The 18,710-nt window shown below is 65.6% G+C and carries 16 protein-coding genes and 1 tRNA gene; 8 read left to right on the forward strand and 9 right to left on the reverse strand.

From position 1 onward, the window contains the following. Positions 1-886, forward strand: an 886-nt coding sequence (locus tag DI276_RS20500; RefSeq protein WP_112265810.1) for a tyrosine-type recombinase/integrase, incomplete at its 5' end; no start/stop codon positions are given. 407 nt (positions 887-1,293) lie between these two features. On the opposite strand, the gene DI276_RS50095 is transcribed toward DI276_RS20500, so the two are convergent. From DI276_RS50095 to DI276_RS20505, 3 genes are all read right to left on the reverse strand, one after another. After that, positions 1,294-1,452, reverse strand: coding sequence for a hypothetical protein (locus DI276_RS50095; RefSeq protein WP_157984841.1), 159 nt, complete (start codon positions 1,450-1,452; stop codon positions 1,294-1,296). Positions 1,453-1,633: 181 nt separating this feature from the next. Then, positions 1,634-1,972, reverse strand: coding sequence for a hypothetical protein (locus DI276_RS50100; protein ID WP_157984842.1), 339 nt, complete (start codon positions 1,970-1,972; stop codon positions 1,634-1,636). A gap of 158 nt (positions 1,973-2,130) precedes the next feature. Then, on the reverse strand, positions 2,131-2,823 hold the full coding sequence (locus DI276_RS20505) for a TetR/AcrR family transcriptional regulator (protein WP_112265812.1): 693 nt from the start codon (positions 2,821-2,823) through the stop codon (positions 2,131-2,133). Positions 2,824-2,876: 53 nt separating this feature from the next. Between DI276_RS20505 and DI276_RS20510 the strand changes: the two genes are divergently transcribed. The 6 genes from DI276_RS20510 to DI276_RS20535 all read left to right on the forward strand — a co-directional run bounded on the left by DI276_RS20510 (position 2,877) and on the right by DI276_RS20535 (position 9,823). Further along, positions 2,877-3,704, forward strand: a complete 828-nt coding sequence (locus tag DI276_RS20510) for an alpha/beta fold hydrolase (protein WP_112265814.1) — start codon at positions 2,877-2,879, stop codon at positions 3,702-3,704. After that, on the forward strand, positions 3,701-4,591 hold the full coding sequence (locus DI276_RS20515) for an alpha/beta fold hydrolase (protein WP_112265816.1): 891 nt from the start codon (positions 3,701-3,703) through the stop codon (positions 4,589-4,591). The genes DI276_RS20510 and DI276_RS20515 overlap by 4 nt, the downstream gene beginning before the upstream one ends. Positions 4,592-4,593: 2 nt before the next feature. After that, entirely contained in the window at positions 4,594-6,156 is a 1,563-nt protein-coding gene (locus DI276_RS20520) for an FAD-dependent oxidoreductase (RefSeq protein ID WP_112265818.1), read from the forward strand. After that, a complete protein-coding gene (locus DI276_RS20525; protein ID WP_112265820.1) occupies positions 6,153-7,463 on the forward strand; it encodes an amidohydrolase family protein in 1,311 nt (436 codons plus the stop codon). Before DI276_RS20520 ends, DI276_RS20525 begins: the two co-directional genes overlap by 4 nt. A gap of 390 nt (positions 7,464-7,853) precedes the next feature. Next, positions 7,854-8,597 (forward strand): class I SAM-dependent methyltransferase, encoded by a 744-nt coding sequence (locus tag DI276_RS20530; RefSeq protein ID WP_112265830.1) that lies wholly within the window; start codon positions 7,854-7,856, stop codon positions 8,595-8,597. A gap of 260 nt (positions 8,598-8,857) precedes the next feature. Further along, positions 8,858-9,823 carry a site-specific integrase gene (locus DI276_RS20535; RefSeq protein ID WP_157984843.1) on the forward strand — a complete coding sequence of 322 codons (966 nt, stop codon included), beginning with the start codon at positions 8,858-8,860 and terminating at the stop codon, positions 9,821-9,823. Between the two features lie 39 nt (positions 9,824-9,862). On the opposite strand, the gene DI276_RS50105 is transcribed toward DI276_RS20535, so the two are convergent. From DI276_RS50105 to DI276_RS20555, 6 genes are all read right to left on the reverse strand, one after another. Further along, a tRNA-Ala gene (locus DI276_RS50105) sits at positions 9,863-9,955 on the reverse strand. Between the two features lie 123 nt (positions 9,956-10,078). Beyond that, entirely contained in the window at positions 10,079-10,405 is a 327-nt protein-coding gene (locus DI276_RS51035; RefSeq protein WP_198680783.1) for a hypothetical protein, read from the reverse strand. Between the two features lie 13 nt (positions 10,406-10,418). Beyond that, positions 10,419-10,973, reverse strand: a complete 555-nt coding sequence (locus DI276_RS51040) for a hypothetical protein (RefSeq protein WP_198680784.1) — start codon at positions 10,971-10,973, stop codon at positions 10,419-10,421. A gap of 94 nt (positions 10,974-11,067) precedes the next feature. After that, positions 11,068-11,394 carry a hypothetical protein gene (locus DI276_RS20545; RefSeq protein WP_232836793.1) on the reverse strand — a complete coding sequence of 109 codons (327 nt, stop codon included), beginning with the start codon at positions 11,392-11,394 and terminating at the stop codon, positions 11,068-11,070. Between the two features lie 344 nt (positions 11,395-11,738). Next, positions 11,739-12,383: a hypothetical protein gene (locus DI276_RS20550; RefSeq protein ID WP_112265826.1), complete on the reverse strand. Its 645-nt coding sequence runs from the start codon at positions 12,381-12,383 to the stop codon at positions 11,739-11,741. A gap of 46 nt (positions 12,384-12,429) precedes the next feature. Beyond that, on the reverse strand, positions 12,430-18,522 hold the full coding sequence (locus DI276_RS20555; protein WP_112265828.1) for a PA14 domain-containing protein: 6,093 nt from the start codon (positions 18,520-18,522) through the stop codon (positions 12,430-12,432). A gap of 5 nt (positions 18,523-18,527) precedes the next feature. Here DI276_RS20555 and DI276_RS52185 point away from each other — a divergent pair. Further along, on the forward strand, positions 18,528-18,710 hold a 183-nt coding region (locus DI276_RS52185), incomplete at its 3' end, for a hypothetical protein (protein WP_232836794.1).

An 18,710-nucleotide genomic window follows, 5' to 3' on the forward strand; every position in this document is an offset into this window, starting at 1 on the left:
GAACAAGTGGATCGCCGACCTCCACGCGCTCGGCTACGCCAACTCCACCATCGCCGGCATCGTCAAACTCCTGTCAATGATTCTCACCGACGCCGCCGCCGAAGGACTCATCCCCGCCAACCCCGTCCGCCGACGCAGACGACGCGGACGACGAAGCCACCGCATCCAACGCGAACGCGTCTGGGCCACACCAGACGAAGTCCTCCGCATCGCTGACCAAGCCGCCACGCTCGGCGGCGACACCGCGAAGCTGTTGATCATCACTGCCGCCTGGACCGGTTGTCGCTGGGGCGAACTCGCCGGACTGCACCGCGACAACCTCGACCTCGACCGCGGCATCCTCATCGTCGATCCACGCTTCGGCGCCCTGCACGAGAGCGCCCACAAGCAGTGGCTCGGCAATCCGAAGACCACATCCTCGGCCCGTGTCATCACGCTGCCACCGTTCCTGGTCAAGCTTCTGCGCGACTACCTCAGGCGGCATGACAACGAGTTTGTGTTCACTGCGGACGGTGGGACCTGGTTGTGGCGCAGCACCTTCACTCAACGGATCCTCAAACCGGCCGTCAACGGCAACGAGGACGGGCCACACAACCGCGCCCGCACCGTGCCTATCCGACCCGGCCTGACGTTCCATGGACTGCGGCACAGTCACAAGACCTGGCTCATCGCCGACGGCGCACCCGAGATCGCCCAAGCACGACGCCTAGGCCACCACCTACCCAACCGCGTCACCGAGGTCTACTCCCACGTCGCACCCGAAGTCGAACAACGACTCCTCCACAACCTGCAAAGCCGATGGCGCGCCGCCAGAGCAGAAGTCAAAGCACGCCCACAGGCACCGGAACCAGTCGCACGGCGACTCTCCGGCCCCGTTGCCGCATAACCAACACAACGACCCCCGTTGGCAAGAGGGACACCACATCTACGCAGACCAACGCCCCAGGGAACGATCTTCCTGGAGAAAGCCGCTCCAGAACCTCTCCACCAGAGCAGAACAAGACGATCAAGAGGTGATCACCAGTGAAACGCAAAGAACCCGCCTGACCAGCGAGAAACGCTAGATCAGACGGGTTCTACAACTTGTGGAGCTGAGGGGACTCGAACCCCTGACCCTCACACTGCCAGTTTGGTCCACAAAGGACTTCTACCAGCACAAACACTAGAACCCCAACAACTCCAGCGCAACTAGCCGCCGTTCAGTGCCGTTGATCGCCGTTCGACGACGTTGCGAACCCGGTACCGCTCCAGCACGTTCAGTGTGAAACGGACTCGCTGCCGGCGAACATCCGTTCAGCGCGGCGCCAACGCGATCACCGTGCCGGGACGAACCCAACGCACGATCGACGCGAGCGTGCTCGCCGGGATCGCCACACAGCCGGCCGTCGGAGCACCGTTCGTGACATGCACGAAGAACGCACTACCCGCACCTGGAACTCGCTGCGCGTTCACACCCATCACCAAGGCATAGTCATAAACAGCGCCATGCGCAGCAAGGTTCTCCGACGCGCTCTCGTTAAACGGACACGTCCCACGAGCACACCGCTGATGAGTGTTGTAGTCAGGACTATTGACATCACTGACCCACCAGTCCGAGTCGTCGATCCGAAAGTACGACACCCCAGCACCGGGATCAGCCTGCCTGCTCCGCCATTCGCTTACGCCCGTGGTTCGTGTAGTTAATCCGCGCCGTCGTCAGCGGCAGCCGCTTAGCGATCACAGGGCCGGTGCTGCCGATGCCGAACAACCGTCGCCAGGTTGACCTGGTCGCACCGTTAAACGCGATACGAGGACGGCTCGTTACCGCTGGCCGTCGCTGTACTGAATGGTTGGCGACGATCACGATAGCGGCAACGACGAGCACTACGCCGACGATGGCGATGGCGATTCGGCCGTCGAGGTCGACCTGGTTGATGGGATTGCACGGGCCTACGCCACCCTGGCCCGGCACGTCCTCGACTTCGCGATGCAACTGAACCAGGACGCCGCCGCCCAGCGCCGCGAGGACACCGACGTGTCCGCCCAGCTACACCGACTGGACCCGGACCGGTTCCCCGCGACTGACCGGGCGACGTGCCGGGGTGCGTGTGTTCCCCTGGAGAAGTCTGCAAAGGACGGATCGGAGCCAGCTCAACGGGCGTGCAGCTGGCGCAGGCCGTTGATGATCAGCTCCAGCCCGAAGGCGAACTCGTCCTCCAGCGGCACGGGCAACGAGTCCGCGACCGCGAGGGTGGCCGGGAACTCGGCGGACGACACCTCGTGGAAATACGCCGACACCCGCTCTTGCTCAGCCCCGTTCCCGGAGCCGCCGAGCTGGATGGCAAAGCCGAGGACGTAGCGCGCGAGGGTCGCGTAGGCGCGCGCCGCGAGACTCGGAGACAGTCCACCGTCGAGCAGGACGGCCAGGCAGCGTTCCCGCAGCATCATCGCGTTCGGACCGATCGGCGTCTCTTCGATCAGCAGGGGTGCGACCTTGCGATGCTTGCCCAGCGTGTCGAACATCGCCTGGGCGAGCGCCCGACAGGCCTGGTCCCAGCTCATCTCCGCAAGAGCGCCGGAATCGAGTTCGACCTCGCCGAGAACGCGATCGACCACGTGACCGATCAGCACCGCCCGGTTGGTGAAGTGGCGGTACAGCGTGGCCGTGCCGGACTCGAGCCGTTGCGCGAGGCTCCGCATCGACAGGGCCTCAGCGCCTTCCTCGTCGACGAGCTGCAACGCCGCAGCGAGGATCCGGTCCAGCGGGACAGCGGGACGGCCACGTGAGCGCCGAGTGGACTCTGCGCCGTCGGCGGCAGGCAAAGACGAACTGGTCACACGCATCAGTATCACCTCCGGTTGACACCTCCTACAATAACGGCAACACTGTAGCCATTATGAAGAGCAATCACACCCCCACCTCCGACACCGAGATCGCCTCGGTGGACGGCCTGCGCGTTCACTACAAACGAGCAGGTCAGGGACCAACGGTGGTGCTGCTGCACGGCAGCGGGTCGTCGTTGGAGGGCTTCGAGCGGGTGGCGGCGCTGCTGTCGTCGTCCTACGACGTGATTCGCCCGGACCTGCCGGGATTCGGGCGGACGGGGCCGCGACCCGACCGCGACTACCGCGTCCGGACGTACGCGCGAACGGTCGCCGACTTCATGACGGCGTTGCAGGTGCCGCACTTCGCGGTGGCCGGGAACTCGTTGGGCGGCAACATTGCGTGGAACCTGGCGTTGGACGCCCCGGAGCGGGTCGACGGGCTGGTGCTCGTCAACGCCACCGGCTATCCGGAGAAGTCACTGCCCGACGGGTTGAGACTCGCTCGGAATCCGCTGCTGCGCCCGGTGTTGCGGCGATGGCTCCCGCGCGGCGCGACCGAACGAGGGCTGCGTGAGGCGGTCGGCCCGAAGTCGTCGATCGTGGACGACGCCATGGTGGACCGGGTGCACGCGTTGACGAGCCGCCCGGGGAACCGGTCGGCGTTCGTCGACTTCGCCAACACCGACCAGCCGGACCACAGCGGCGAGATCACGCGGATCAAGGTCCCGACGCTGGTGCTGCGCAGCGCCGAGATCGACGGGCAGTACTTCGCCCGCGACATCCCCGGCGCCCTGGAGCGCGTGCACCCCGACGGCGGGCACCTGCTACCAGAGGAGTACCCGGACTGGGTGGCTGCGGCGATCGCCGAGTTCCTGCCCGCGAAGGAGGAGCGGCGATGAGGTACTTCATCGCGTCCGATGAGGACCGTCGACTCGACGCCACAACGCGGCGCACGCTGCGCGGCGGTTACGTCGAGCTCTCCGACGGTGTGACGCATTACGAGCTGGCCGGTCCCGAAGACGGCGCACTCGTCGTGCTGGTCGGTGGCATCACCATTCCGCTGTTCTACTGGGAAAAGACCGCCGAGCAGCTGCACACCCGAGGACTGCGCACCCTGGCCTACAGCGCCTACGGGCGCGGCGGTTCCGACCGGGTGCGCGCCACCTACGACGAGGCGTTGTTCGTCCGACAGCTGGCCGAACTGACTGCGGCCCTGGACCTCACACCACCATGGCACGTGGTCGGCACGTCGATGGGTGCGCTCGTCGCGATGGCCTACACGAACCGGTATCCCGAGGCCGTGGCCACGCTCGCCATCGTCGGACCGGCCGGTCTGGGCCCTCGTCCCCTGCCGCAACGGTTGCTGCGCAACGATTTTGTGAGCGGGTTCGTCGCCAGGCGCTTCGGCCGCAAGTTGCTGGAGGGGCACCTCGGGCACAACGTCCGCGACCCAGCGCTGTCCGTCGAGCTGGTCGCGATGGTGCGCGACGCCTACCGGTGCGAAGGCTCGCTCTACTCGTTCTTCCAAACTCTGCAGGACTTCCCGTTGTACGAGCGGCAGGAGCTCTTCCGGCGGACGGGCGAGCTGGGAGTCCCGGCCTTGCTCGTGTGGGGCGACGACGACCAGGTCACCCCGATCACCCATCTCGACACCGTCACCAAGCTGCTGCGGCCACGACAGACACACGTCATCAGCCAATGCGGCCACATGGCCCCCTTTGAACGGCCTCACGACGTCAGCGATCTGCTCACCTCGTTCGCCGTTCCCCACCCAGATCGGCTCTGACCATGAACGACCCCAACACCTCCCGAATCATCGACGTGCTGATCGCCGGTGCCGGCCCGACCGGCACCACGCTGGCGATCGACCTCGTGCGCCGCGGCTTGAACGTCCGCATCATCGACAGGGCCCCGCACTCGTTCGAAGGCTCACGCGCCAAAGGCATCCAGCCGCGAACACTCGAGGTGTTCGACGACCTCGGCACGATCGACGAGGTTCTCGCGGGCAGCAGCGACTACCCGCGCCTGGGCATCCACCTGGGACCGGTCGTCGCACCGTGGCGCATGTTCCGCAACCGCGACCGCACCACCGACGTTCCCTACCCGAACACCCGGCTGATTCCCCAGTACCGCACCGACAGCGTGCTGCACGACCGGCTCGAGCAGCTGGGCGGAAGGGTCGAGTACGGCCGGGAACTCGTCGAGTTCGTTCAGGACAGCACGTCGGTCACCGCGACGACGACCGGGGACGGCGGCATCGAGAAGATCACGGCACGCTATCTCGTGGGAGCCGAAGGCGGTTCGAGCACCGTGCGCAGCCAGCTCGGCCTGAGCTTCCTCGGCACGACCGACGAACAGGACCGGATGCTGATCGTCGACGCGGTCACGACCGGTCTGTCCCGCGATCGCTGGCACATCTGGCCGGGCGTGAAGGGCCGGTTCGCAGGCGCCTGCCCGCTGCCGCACAGCGACCTGTTCCAGTGGATGATCCGTCTGGCCCCGGACGAGGAACCCCCGGTGGGAGTGGAGGCGATCACCCGGCGGATCCAGGCCCACACCCACAACCGGAACATCGAAGTGCACGACATCCACTGGCGGTCGGTGTTCCGGCCCAACATCCGCCTGGCGGAGGCCTACCGCCGCGGACGGGTCTTCCTCGCCGGCGATGCCGCGCACGTGCACACCCCCGCCGGCGCGCAGGGCCTCAACACCGGCATCCAGGACGCCTACAACCTCGGCTGGAAACTCGCCCAGGTCCTCGCCGGAGCCGACCCGCAGCTGCTGGACAGCTACGAGGCCGAACGCCTGCCGATCGCCGCAGGTGTGCTCGGCCTGTCCACGCAGAAGTACGAAGGCATCGCGAAGCTCGACCCGTCGAGCCTGCGCCGCGGCAAGGACGAACAGCAGTTGTCACTGACCTACTACGGCGGCCCGCTCGCGCCAACCAACTGCGACCGCACAACGACGCTGCAGGTCGGCGATCGTGCGCCGGACGCCGAACTGCTCGGCACGGACGGCACACCGGTGCACCTGTTCGACACCTACCGGGGTCCCCACTTCACCCTCGTCGCCCACGGCCCGGATGCCGCCGCTGCCGCCGATGAACTCGACTGGCCGACCACGGGTGCGCCGCTGCGGCGTGTCGTCGTCGATGCCGGCGTCAAGGCCGACCACGCGCTCACCGATGCTCGGCACGACTTCCGCCACATCCACGGGATCAAGGGGGACACCCTGCTGCTCATCCGTCCCGACGGCTACATCGGGCACATCGCCACCCAGAACTTCCTCGCCTCGATCCAGACCGCCGCTCGCACGATGACGCCAGCGGCCCGGCAGGAGACCGTCCGATGACCCGCATTCTGCTGCGCGGCGCGCAGGTGATCACCATGGCGCCGCACCGGCCCGACGCCGAACGCTGCGACGTCCTCATCGACGGCGACCGCATCGCCGGGATCGGCGACGACCTCGACGACACCGGCGCGGAGATCGTCGACGTCACGGACCGCATCATCATGCCCGGCCTGGTCAACGCCCACCTGCACACCTGGCAGACCGCCCTGCGCGGCGTGGGCGTCGACTGGACGCTCGCGGACTACCTCGGTCGCATGCACGGCACCATGGCCAAGCACTACCGCCCGGAAGACATGCGCGTCGGAACGCTCGCCGGCGCGCTGAGCCAGCTCGACCGCGGCACCACGACCCTGGGCGACTGGTGCCACAACACGCCCACGCCCGAACACACCGACGCGGCGATCGACGGCCTGCTGTCGTCCGGCATCCGCGGGATCTTCCTGCACGGCACCCCGTATTCCGCCGCCGACGCGGCCCACCCCGTGAGTGAGATCGACCGGCTGCTCGACGGCCCGGCCGGCACCCACGCGTTGCTGACCTTCGGTATGGCCGTCCGCGGCCCGCAACTGTCCACTCCGGACGTCGCGGTCACCGACTTCCGCGCGGCCGCCGAGCGCGGGATCATCGTGTCGATGCACCAGAGCGGCGGAGCACCAGGGCCGGGGTGGGAGGCGGTGCGGGCGGCCGGACTGCTGAGCCCCTCTGCCAACGTCGTGCACGGCGCCGGACTCACCGACGAGTGGATCAAGATCCTGGTCGACGCAGGAGCGAGCGTCACGTGCACGCCGGAGAACGAACTCGGCCAGGGCCACGGCGCCCCCGTCACCGGACACCTGCTCCAGCTGGGCGCCGCACCGTCACTGGGCACCGACACCGACGCGGTCACCCCTGCTGACGTCCTCTCCGCCGCCCGGATCGCGCTGGCCCACCAGCGCGGCCGCGACCACGACCACCACCGGCAGACCACCGGCGCGTTCTCCCTCACCGCGACGATCACCGCCAAACAGGCACTGGCCTGGGCAACGGTCGAAGGCGCCCGAGCGCTCGGCCTCGACGACCGCGTCGGCAGGCTCGAAGCGGGCATGCAGGCCGACCTCGTCGTCATCGACGGCTCCGCGCCGAAGCTGTGGCCGATCACCGATCCGGTCGCGACGGCGCTCTACGCGAGTTCCGGCGACATCGAGGCGGTCATGATCGCCGGACGCTGGCGCAAACGGCAGCACACCCTCATCGACGTCGACCTCGACGCCCTGCGAGGACAACTCCAAGAATCCGCGGACCACCTCCTGCCCAACCTCGTGGACTGACCTGTCTCGTCCAGCTGAAGTTTGCGGTGGTGCAGATCTGTGAGCTGCGGTCCGCAAGGTAGCGCGGACCGATGCGGACGGCTGTTGTCCAGGGCTAGTTTGCGGATTCCTGGCCCTGGGTCGTCGATGTTGGCCAAGGGCCAGGGCGGGAACGAACCGTCTGTCGTGGTCGGGGAGGCCAGGGAATCGGCTCGATCGCGGTGTCCCAGAACGGTGAGGACACTGGCTGTGGGCGTTCGAACTGCTCGCCTGCGAGCGCGAGGGTGTCTCCTTCGATGCCGGGGAGCGTGGCGTTGACCTGGGCTGATGGGAGCGCGCTGCCCAAGCGGGCGATTGGCGAGGGAGATGATCTCCTGGCGCCCTGATTGATCACTGGGCAGTATGGGAAACATGCCTGCCATTCCCGAGAGCTCCGCCGCCATCGCCGATGTGGCCGTGGAGAACGACTACGACGGCTTCGCCGAGGCGTACACGGCCGAGAACGAGACCAGCCTCCTCAACGCCTACTACGTCCGGCCCGCGATCGTGGACCTGGCCGGCGACGTGGCCGGTCGACGAATTCTCGACGCCGGCTGCGGTGCTGGTCCTGTGTCCGTGGCGCTACGTGATCGGGGAGCCGTCGTGAGCGGCTTCGACCGCAGCGCCAAGATGGTGGAGCTGGCCCGGCAGCGGCTCGGCGACGACGTGGACCTGCGGGTCGCCGACATAACGGGCCCGCTGCCGTACCCCGACGGCGCGTTCGACGACGCCGTCGCCGCTTTGGTGCTGCACTACCTGGAGGACTGGACCGCACCTCTGGCTGAGCTGCGGCGGGTGCTGAAGCCCGGTGGCCGGCTGATCGTGGTCGTCAACCACCCCATCCTCCTCAAGATGGTGCATCGCGAGACTGACTACTTCGCGACCACCAAGTGGTCCGACGAGTACGACTTCAACGGCCAGAAGGCCGTGCTCACCTACTGGCACCGGCCGCTGCACGCGATGACCGATGCCTTCACCGCAGCAGGCTTCCGCACCGCCGTCATCAGCGAGCCGCCTCCGGCGCCGGAAGCCCACGAACTCTTTCCCGACGAGATGGCGAGTTTCCCCTCCGGGGCCTTCCTGAGCTTCATGTTCTTCGTCCTGGAGGCCGCCTAACTACGGCGTGGCACATGGGTGGCCGCAAGGTCGCGGCATGCTTGCCCTGACCTTGAGGCTGCGTACAGGCGCTACAGGCCGTTGGCAAGGAACCAACGCGGTTGTTGAGAATGCGCCAACTTCAGGCAGAACGTGTGGCGGCCCGCAAACTAGCTCGGACGCCGTAGCAAGCACCGCAAACTTGCCCTGGACACCGCAATGTTCGGCTGGACAGGACATGACCGCTGTCGTGCGCCTGCTAGCGCCTGTTCGCGGTGCCGGTGACCAAGTCACCGGATTTCGTGACGACACACGAGATCCGCACGCCGCTCCGGAGTTGGAAGGTGAGCGTCGTTCTGTCTGCCGGTGCCGGAGTCGCCGATGAGGCAGAGCGGCAGGCCTTTGCGAACCCATTCGCAGGCGACACCGCCGGCCTCCTGATCATCACCGCGGGCTGGACCGGATGCCGCTGGGGCGAACTCACCGGCCTGTTACGAGACAACATCGACCTCGGCCGCGGCACACTCACCATCGACCCACGGACCGGCGCCTTGCACGAAGGTGCACACACTAGATGGCTCGGCTCCCCCAAGACCCCGTCATCGGCCCGCACCATCACGCTGCCGCCATTCCTCATCACCATGCTCCGCAAACACCTCGAGCGGCACGATCACGAGTTCGTGTTCACCGACGAAGGCGGAACCTGGTTGTGGCGCAGCACTTTCATCAGCCGAGTGCTCAAACCCGCGGTCAACGGCAACGAAGGACATCCGCAGGCAGGTATCCGCACAGTGCCGATCCGGCCCGGCCTCACCTTCCACGGACTGCTACACAGCCACAAAACCTGGCTCATCGCCGATGGCGCACCCGAGATCGCCCAAGCCCGACGCCTCGGACACCACCTGCCCAACCGCGTCACCGACGTCTACTCCCACGTCGCACCCGAAGTCGAACTCCGACTCCTCAACGATCTTCAGCGGCGCTGGCATGAGGGCAGACCTGAATGTCCGAGCGCACCCGAACGCGCCGGAGCCCGCAGAACGCCATGTTTCGGGTCCGCTTGCGTCGTAAGCAATCCACTGCCCCTCACACCGTTAGTGGGAGGGGCGCGACGATCACCCAGGCCAGCGACCAGCACGACAATCCAGCCGGAGAATCCTGCTCCAGAAGTGCTCCATAGGGTCACCGCAAAACGATCAACAAGCGACCACTCAAGATCTACTCAGAACAGCAAGAAACCCGCCTGACCAGCGAAATCGCCAGATCAGACGGGTTCTACCTACAAGTGGAGCTGAGGGGACTCGAACCCCTGACCCTCACACTGCCAGTGGTCCACAAAGGACTTCTACCAGCACAAACACTAGAACACCAACAACTCCAATGCAACTAGGTGCCATTCAGTGCCGTTGAGCGCCGTTCGACGACGTTCCGCTCCTGGCGCTGCTCCAGTTTCGCTCCAGCACGATCAGTGTGAAACGGACTCGCTACCGGCGAACATCCGTTCATCGAGGCGACAACGCGATCACCGTGCCGGGACGAACCCAGCGCATGATCGACGCGAGTATGCTCGCCGGGATCGCCACACAGCCGGCAGTCGGGGCGCCGTTCGTGACGTGCACGAAGAACGCACTACCCGCACCGGGAACACGCTGCGCGTTCACACCCATCACCAAGGCGTAGTCGTACACAGCGCCGTGCGAAGCCAAGTTCTCCGACGTGCTCTCGTTGAACGCACACGCCCCACGAGCACACCGCTGATGAGTGTTGTAGTCAGGACTGTTGACATCACTGACCCACCAGTCCGAATCGTCATTCCGGAAGTACGACACCCCAACACCAGGATCAGCCTGCCTGCCGAACGCACCCGTGATCGCAAAAACCCCCAGCCGGCGTCGCCGACGACGACTCCCCATAGGAACTGGAGATCCCAGGAGAGCCGACCTTGGCCGCAACACCACCGAGCACCTGCGCCCAGTCACTCCCGGACTTCTGCCACGTCGACAACGTGGCATTGGAACCACCCGCACCCACCACCGAGATCACCTGACCGGCGCCGCCCACACGATCAGCGAACCACGGCGCCTCGGCGCGCTGCACCGTTTTCACGGGCGCGGCCACGGCAGCAGGCCGCGGCACGGAGGATCTCGTGGTGGCGGACGACATGGTCACGCTGCTCACCGACGTCGTCGTGGGGACGGCGCTGGAACTCGGATCGGTGGACGAGCCGGCCGTTGTCGACTCAGCGGAGGTGGGACTCTGCACGGCCGACGCGCTGACCGGAGCAGCCTGCGGAGACTCATCGGCGGACACCACAACCAGCACCGCAACGGCCGCCGCCGCCACAACGGGGCACAGAACTCGAACCAGAACAGGAACCTTGGCCAGGCGCCGAAACATACCGATCTCTCTACACACGAGAAGGAACACGATCGCCGGTGGGGGTGCGCGAACTGATTCCGCACAACAACACCGGATCAACCATTGACGACGATCAACCGCCGACGTGCAGGAACGCAGCGTCCGCCCCAGGAAGCAGCAGTACCTCCCCGTCCGGGAGGCTGACGCGCAGGCATGCCTCACCCAACCACCACCGCTCGGTACCCACCGCACCGAGAAACACGCTGACCTCATTGGCGTCGACGTGACCGGAGACGCCCGCGATCACGGCATGACGGACCTTGTCGGGTGCGGATGCGGTCCACTGGATGGTGGTCCCTGCCAGCGGCTTCGCGGATCGCTGCGGTTCGCACCCCTCTGCGAACTCGATGGCGGACACCGCCACAGCGTCCTCGATGTACACCTCGGGCACGGGAGGCATCAGGTCCTCTTCCAGACAACGCACGATCCGTCGTTCCACACGGTTCGGGCCAGTGTGCCAACCCCAGCGACCGACGTGCGCAGGCGCCCGTTTGGCGTAGCGCATCATGAGGTTGTGCGGCGCGTGGAGTGCAATCCGCTTGTTGCCGGTGCCGACACCACGGCCCGCTAACGCAGACCTTCCTCGGCGCCTTGGTTCGCGAATTAGACCCCCGAGAACGACTCCTGTAAATAAATTAGCGTCGCCCGCGGCCGCCGATGCCCCTTTTACATCTTCTGAACAAAAAGTGGGGTGAGCAAGTTTCCTTGTTCACCCCACTTCGGATAATTCTTCAGTTGCTGCAGCTACGCCTTCCAGGTCGAATCGGTGATCGTGGGATCGCCGGTGATCGCCCTGGCGATGGAGACCCATCTGGGTTCATGACCACCGAACCCGGCCACGCACTGCACTGCGAACACAACTACGGTGTTCCCACCTTCCAGCACCAGCTTGAGGCCTCGCGTTCCTGGCCGGACGGCGACAAGCGCTGAGCGCGGCACGTCGTGGACTCGCCATGGATTGACAACGCGGATCAGATCGTTCCGCACCTCGAGCCTCGACCGAAATACAGCCCACACGACCAAGCCAAGCCCGACGTAGATCAGGATCACCACGGCGAACTCGACTGGCGGCATGCCGTCCTGCCACTCGGGATTGATCAGACCCGGCCATACCACGAACGGCAGACCGAACAGCGGTACACCGACTGCCGCGACCTTCACCCACAACCGAACACGCCAGACGTGATCACCCTCATCGACTGCCGCCTGCTCCGTGTTCACGGGTCCGTCCTGACGTGCCCACAAACGGATCAACACGGTTCCGCCGAATAGCACAGCGAATGGGACCAGTAACCGCTCCGGCATGGGAAGGTTGTCATGCAGGTATGCCCCGCCGATCAACAGAACTCCGAGGACAAGCAGTCGCAGCACCGTGAGCTTCGGAAACATGGCAAGTAACCCTTTCGCTACGATGCTGCGACCACTGATGATTATCCTACCACCACTTCCAACGCTGCCCTTTCCGGTTCCACTTGAACCGATAGGAAATGTTCCTGGAATGCGTAGGGGAGAATTTAGCGTGGCGACCAGGCTTTATTGCGTTCAGCGCGCGCAGCGTCTTCACTCCTGCCCCTGCACCGAACGCACTCGTGAAGGTCTCACCAGCCGCATCGCGCCATTTCCAGTTGCTGGTACCTGCGTTCTGGGCTGCGTAGCCGACGAAGCCTGCCGCCGCGCCCACCGCTACCGCGCAAACGACCGATACACCACATGCGGCCGCCCCGATCAGTCCCGCGCCCCAGGCAGCCATCTTACCGGCGAACCGGATGTTGTCCTCGTGGCGCTTGTAGAAGCTCTTTGTCGCGCTCCATGCCTTCGAGGCGCAATTGCCCCACGACCAGGGCTTCCACGAACACCGGCCATCGAGGTCGAGCTCGTTGATGGGATCGCCGTTGGTGTAGTCGTAGTCGTTGGCGCTGCCGCCTTCGACCGGGTCGACGGACAGGAAGCGGCCAAGCAGTGTGCTGTAGGGCCGTGCTCCCATTTGGACAATCGACAACGCTCCGGCGTGCTCGTAGGAGCGCTGGTGCTGCCCGAGCCAGCCGTGGTCCATCTGGCCTGACATGTTGTCGGGCACGTGGTCGGGATCAACGGTGCCGTCGGTCTTCAACGGCTCACCGAACGGCGTGAACGTGCGCAACGCCCCGGACTGCTTGCCATCCGCGGTCGTGGTCAGCGCGAGGTCACCACGCACCGTCGGGTGATCGAAGGTGCTCGTGTCCGGTTTCCACGTGTAGAGCACACCGCCAGGCAGGCTGATGCTGCGCGACAGCACTCTGTTGTCCGGGCCAAACACGAGATCAGCCGTGTCGCCACTGCCGGTGTGGCCGTAGCGCACGTCGGTCGCGGTGTCACCTTGCGCGGCTGTCCTTCGGATGATCCGGTCGGTGGCGTCCCGGATGTAGGACACGTCGGCTGGATCGCTGCCCGTGACGCGCAGTGCGATGTTGCGGTCAGCACCGTCCCACGACAGGTGCGTCGTTGCACCACCAGTCGTGTACTGCGTGGTGTTGCCGTTGCTGTCGTACTGCACGTTGGTCACTGTTGTTGCGCCCACAGTCGCCAGCAGCCGGTCCGCACCGTCGTAGCAGTAGCCGGTCTCGGCGACGCCGGAGGTGGTTTCGTCGAGCAGACGCACGCGGTTGGTGTTCAAGCCCGCGTTCGACTGAGTTCCAGTCGGGCAACCAGACTGAGCGTTGGAGGCGAAGTCGTAGGTGTAGTGATGCCCTGCGACCCACGCCTCGGTCAGCCTGCCCGCCGCGTCGTAGACGTAGTTGGGAGCAGACGGCCGCGCATCAACGCCGCCCAGTACCTCATCGACGATGGTTCCTGCCCGCGTACGGTCCACGGTCGAGTCGATCTGAACGTTGTCGCTGGTCTTCCAGCGCTGTGTCACCGGCCGACCCGCGCTGTCCTTGCCGATCAAGGCCAGCGAGGTGCCGTTGGAGTACGCGACGGACGCCTGTTCACCGGCGTTGTCATAGGTGACCGTCGCGAGCGCCACGCCACCGACCGTCACCGTGAGCACTCGGCCCGCGTCGTCGTAGGTGTACGTGGTGGTCTGTGCCGCATCAGCGGCGTTCGGCAGGTTGACTTTCTCAGCCGTGACGCGTCCCGCCAGGTTATGCGTGGTTTCAGTACGTACGCCGTTCGCATCGGTGTACTCGACCACTCGCCCGAGCAGGTCGTGCTTCGTCGTGACGGTGCCGTTGGCGTCTGACACCGAGGTGGTCAACGGGTCACCGTTCACCGCGTAGTTGGTTGTGACGGCGCGTTCCGGTGCCGACGCGGTCGCCGGATACTTCACCGACGTCGCCCGATCCCGGCCGTCGTACGTTGTACAGGTCCAGGCACCGCTGGTGCCCTTCGCGACGACCCTGCCGGAAGCGTCGAAGATCTGCTCGTCCTCGCGCGCCGCACCGGAAGCGGGAGCGGGCAGACGGGTGAGCCTGGACAGGCCGCCCTGGTTGATCGACTCGACATCAGTGGTACACGGGTTGTCCCGGGTCTCAGTGTCGCTGTAGTGGACGTAGGTGCTCTGCGCACCGCTCGGCATGGTCGTTCCGGTCTTACGGAGATACCCGGTGCCGACCGGCTCGTACGACGAGCGGCTCGTAATGCCAGCACTAAACGCCCTGGTAGGCAGGCCATAAGCGGCGTCGAGGCCATTGTCGGTGAAGCTGGTTGAACTGACGGAGTTGGCTACGCCGCCGGACTCGTCCTTCACAGTGGAGGTGGTCAGGCCGTAGTTGGGACGCAGGTAGCTACCAGGAATGGCCTCGTAGACGCCATCAGGCGCGCGCCGCCAGTTCAGGTGCAGCTGGCCGGGCCCTTGGCCGTTGTAGTAGTCGATGCGGATGCGGTGGGTGGAGCCGGCAACGGTGTTGTTGTAGTCGCCCTTGGCCGGTCGGGGGCCTCCGTCGGCCCAGTTGTCGATGATCAGGGTGTCATCGATCCACAACCGGGAGCCGTCGTCGACGTGGGTTTCCAGGTTGTAGTTGCCCGCGTTGGGAAAGGTGATCTGGCCGGTCAGCCGGATCGAGAAGCGACCGGCGGGAACACCAGGGGCAGGCGAGGTGGTGTCGGTCCAGTCCGACCGCACCGTGCCGTCAGTCGAGCCGAGGCCGGTCTGGTGGACCTTCGGCGACCCCGTCAACATCGTGTTGTCGTAGATCGCCGTCGCCAGCCCTTGCAGGCCTTCGTCGTAGTTGGTGCGGGTGTGCGGCATTGTGGCCGCGCACGCGGTGGTGGGCTGCTGGCCGGTGAAGCAGTTCGCCGGTGCAGGTCCCCACTTATCGGTGGGGCGGTCGTTGTGGTCGTAGACCGTCGAGGACACCCGGCCGGCGGCATCAGTGGCGGTGAGCTGCTGGTCCTTGCTGTTCCACGTCGTTGACGTCGTCTTGCCCGTCGCGTCGGTGGAGCTCAACTGCCGGTCGGCCTCGTCATAGGTCACCTTCGTGGCATAGCCCGACATCGGGTTCAGCCCTGCGATGTCCACAAAGGTCTGCCGGTTTCCCATGTCATAGCGGTAGGAGTGTCCGGGACGCTGACCGCCGGCCTGACCGTTGGGCACGGGGGATTGCACGCTGGTCGCGGCCTTGCGGGTGCCGATCGTGCCGTAGTTGACGACGGTGTAGGTCTCGATGATGTTGCGGGTGGCCGGATCCTGTGCCGACCAGTCCACCGCACGGGCGTCGCGCACTGCGGCCAGTGCGCCATCAGCGTTGAAGCCGTAGTCGGTGAAGTCGTTACCAGGGTTCTCGATACGTGAGAACAAGCCGCCCCGGTACCAGAGGAAGGTCTGCGTGCCATCCCAGTACTGGATGCGGCACAACATCTGCGACGGCGGCAACGTGTCCGAGCTCGGCGGCGGCGTGCGGCCGGCGTAGCAGTCGTCTCCTGGCCGGTTGTAGAACAGCTTGTGCGAGCGCTGCGACACTGGGTCGGTGATCTGCGACAGGCGGGTCGGAGACCCGTTCCAGCTCATCACGTTGGCTGCAGGCTTGCGACTGTCCACAACAGAAGACTCCGACGCGAGTGTGCCGTCGGCGTTGAAGCTGTAGACGTTCCCGCCCTCGTGCAGTGTGATCTTGCCGCTGGTGTCCAGGCCGAGGACACCATCCTCACCCGCCGGTGGCTTGTAGCTGCCGGCGCTGCTCTTCGTCCACGTGTGCTTGGTGCCAGTGGCGTCGGTGAGGACGATCGTCTGATCCTGTACCTGTGCCTTGGTGTACGTGGAACCATCACCGGTGAGATTGGCGTTGAGCTGCCAGCCGATCGGCAACGCGGGCAGGTCCTGGGTGTAGAGCCACGAGGCTGGGATGATCTGCGGCGGCACCGCCTTGTTTGACGCCTCGTTGGTCTGCACGAACAGCTTCATCCGGCCAGGACCACTGGAGTGGTACAGCTCGGCCTTGATCGGCACCCGCTGTCCCGCCGTCAGCGCGATCTCGGTGACCGGGCCGTTCTGGCTCGTCAGGGCAAAGTTGACGTCCGAGGCGTTCTTGTTGTTGTACACCAACGTGTTGTTGACCCAGATCTTCGCACCGTTCGCGTGCACACCACCGAAGTGGTACGTGCCCGTCGCCGGAACCTGGAAGAAACCCTCCCAACGGCCAACGAACCAGTCCTGTGCCAACGCCGGCGCGAACACCGACTCGCTGCCCCAGTCGGAGTTGACCTGCGGCTCGTTGCGCACCAGCACCGGATTCGCATCTGGCGTCCCAGAGCGGGTGGAGTCGTTGAAGTACGACGCGCGCAGGCCGAAGGGTTCGCTGGCCTGCGAGTTGTAGCTGAACGTCAGCCCGGACGAGCCGCCGACGGTGTTGAACGTCGGTCCGCCGTCCTCGGTGTGGACGTTGCCGTTGGCCAGGTTTACCGTCACCGGGCCGAGGGTGTCCTTCGGCGCGGGACCGCTGTCACCGATGCGCTGGTCGACCTTGAAGTGACCGGTCCAACCCGGATGCGTCGTGGTCACCCCGCCGCTGAGCGCGGTCAGTACAGTCCACGTGTAGCTGGTGCCATCAGTGAGCACACCCTGCGGGACCGTCCAGGTGTTGCCAGCGATGCAGCCGGAGTCCACGACAACGCCGGACTGCCCGTCCGCACCGGTCGCGACCTTGAAGCAGTACAACGTGCCGTCACCGGAGGGGTTGCTCACCGGGCTCGCCGATAGCGTCGGCGTCAGGCTGGTCAGCACGCTGCCGTCGGCCGGGCTCACCAACGAGGTCGCCGGCGGCGCGGTGCCGTGGTCGACGATCAGGTTGACCTGCATATTCTTGTACGACCACTCACTGGTCTCCGAGCCGGTGAGCATGAAGTAGGTGGTGTTGTCCCGGGCGTTGACCTTGCCGGCGATGAAGTCGGTCAACGCCTTGGACTGGATCGACCCGCGGTCGCCGATTGGCCCGGACGCCAGGTACTGACCGACCCCGTTGAAGTTAAACGCGTTCGCGTGGAACAGGTTCGACTGCCACGACAACATCGACCCCGTCTGCGCGTTACGCCAGAAGTCATACCGTGCACCCACGATGTTCTTGCCGAACAACGGGGTGAAGTCGTGCTTGAAAGCCGTGCGCCAGAACGAATCCCCGCCGCCTGGCCCGGACTTCGAGTTGCCCACCGCGATACCGCAGTTCGTGCACTGATAGCCATCGGACTTGAACGCGATCGACTGATCATCGTTGTTGAACCCGTAGGTGTAGGTCGGGTCAACCACCACTGGGTACACCCTGGCCTTGTCGTTGAGCCACTTCGGGTCCACCGACACGGTCAGCAGCCAGGACTTGCCGTCCTGCTTGAGCGCGTAGGTGCCGCCGGTCTGCGCGGGAGCCTTGTTGTCCTTGGCGCTACCCGACGAGTCCCAGGTCACGATCGGCGGCAACGACGCCACGACCTTGCCCTTGGTGTCCTTGATCAGCACACCGTCGTCCTTCAGCGACGGAGTCAGCGAGCCCGTGTCCATCCGGAACACCCAGCTACTGGTCGATGTCGGCTTCTTGACGACGATGGACTCTTTCACGCCGCCCGGCTCGACCTCATACTCCAGATCGGTATCAGGCAACACATCCACATAGGACGCCTTCGAATCCTTGGTCTGCCGGGCAACACGCCGGGCACCCTCGAGCGCGACCGAGATCCGCTGACCCGACTCACCCAGGTCGATCGGCCCCAGCGTCACCAGACCACGATCCTCCGCGGACGCAGCGAACTCCGGCTTCAACTGGTGCAGACCAGTCTTCGCGCGCTTCGAACCACGGTCCTCGGTCAGCCGGGTATCGACAGCCCGCCAGGCGCCCTTGTCATCCCGAACACTGACCGGCACCTTCGACAACACCGTCGTCCGAGTGCCGTCGGAGTTGACGTAGTCGACCGACTTCTCCGCCCGGCCGACCTCCTTCGACGACTTCGCGTCGAACTTCGAAGCGGTCTTGCCGGCATCGGCACCCATCAACGGCCGGAAGTCACCCGCCGCTTTCGGCGAGTCGTGCTTGCGGCCCTCCTGCTGCGGGTTCGCCCACGACGACAACTCACGTGGATCGCGATTTTTCGCCGGTGGCGCAGCCACCGGCGATCGCGGGCACCGCCTGCACCACCGAGGCGATCAACGCCGCAACCAGCACGGCGGCGACCGGCGATCTATCTCCACGTCTACGCGACCGTCTTGTCCGTCTGACTCCAGGCAGACTCATCCACACTCCCGTGAAAGAGGAAACA

Source organism: Lentzea terrae (assembly GCF_003265345.1).
Lineage (GTDB): Bacteria > Actinomycetota > Actinomycetes > Mycobacteriales > Pseudonocardiaceae > Lentzea > Lentzea terrae.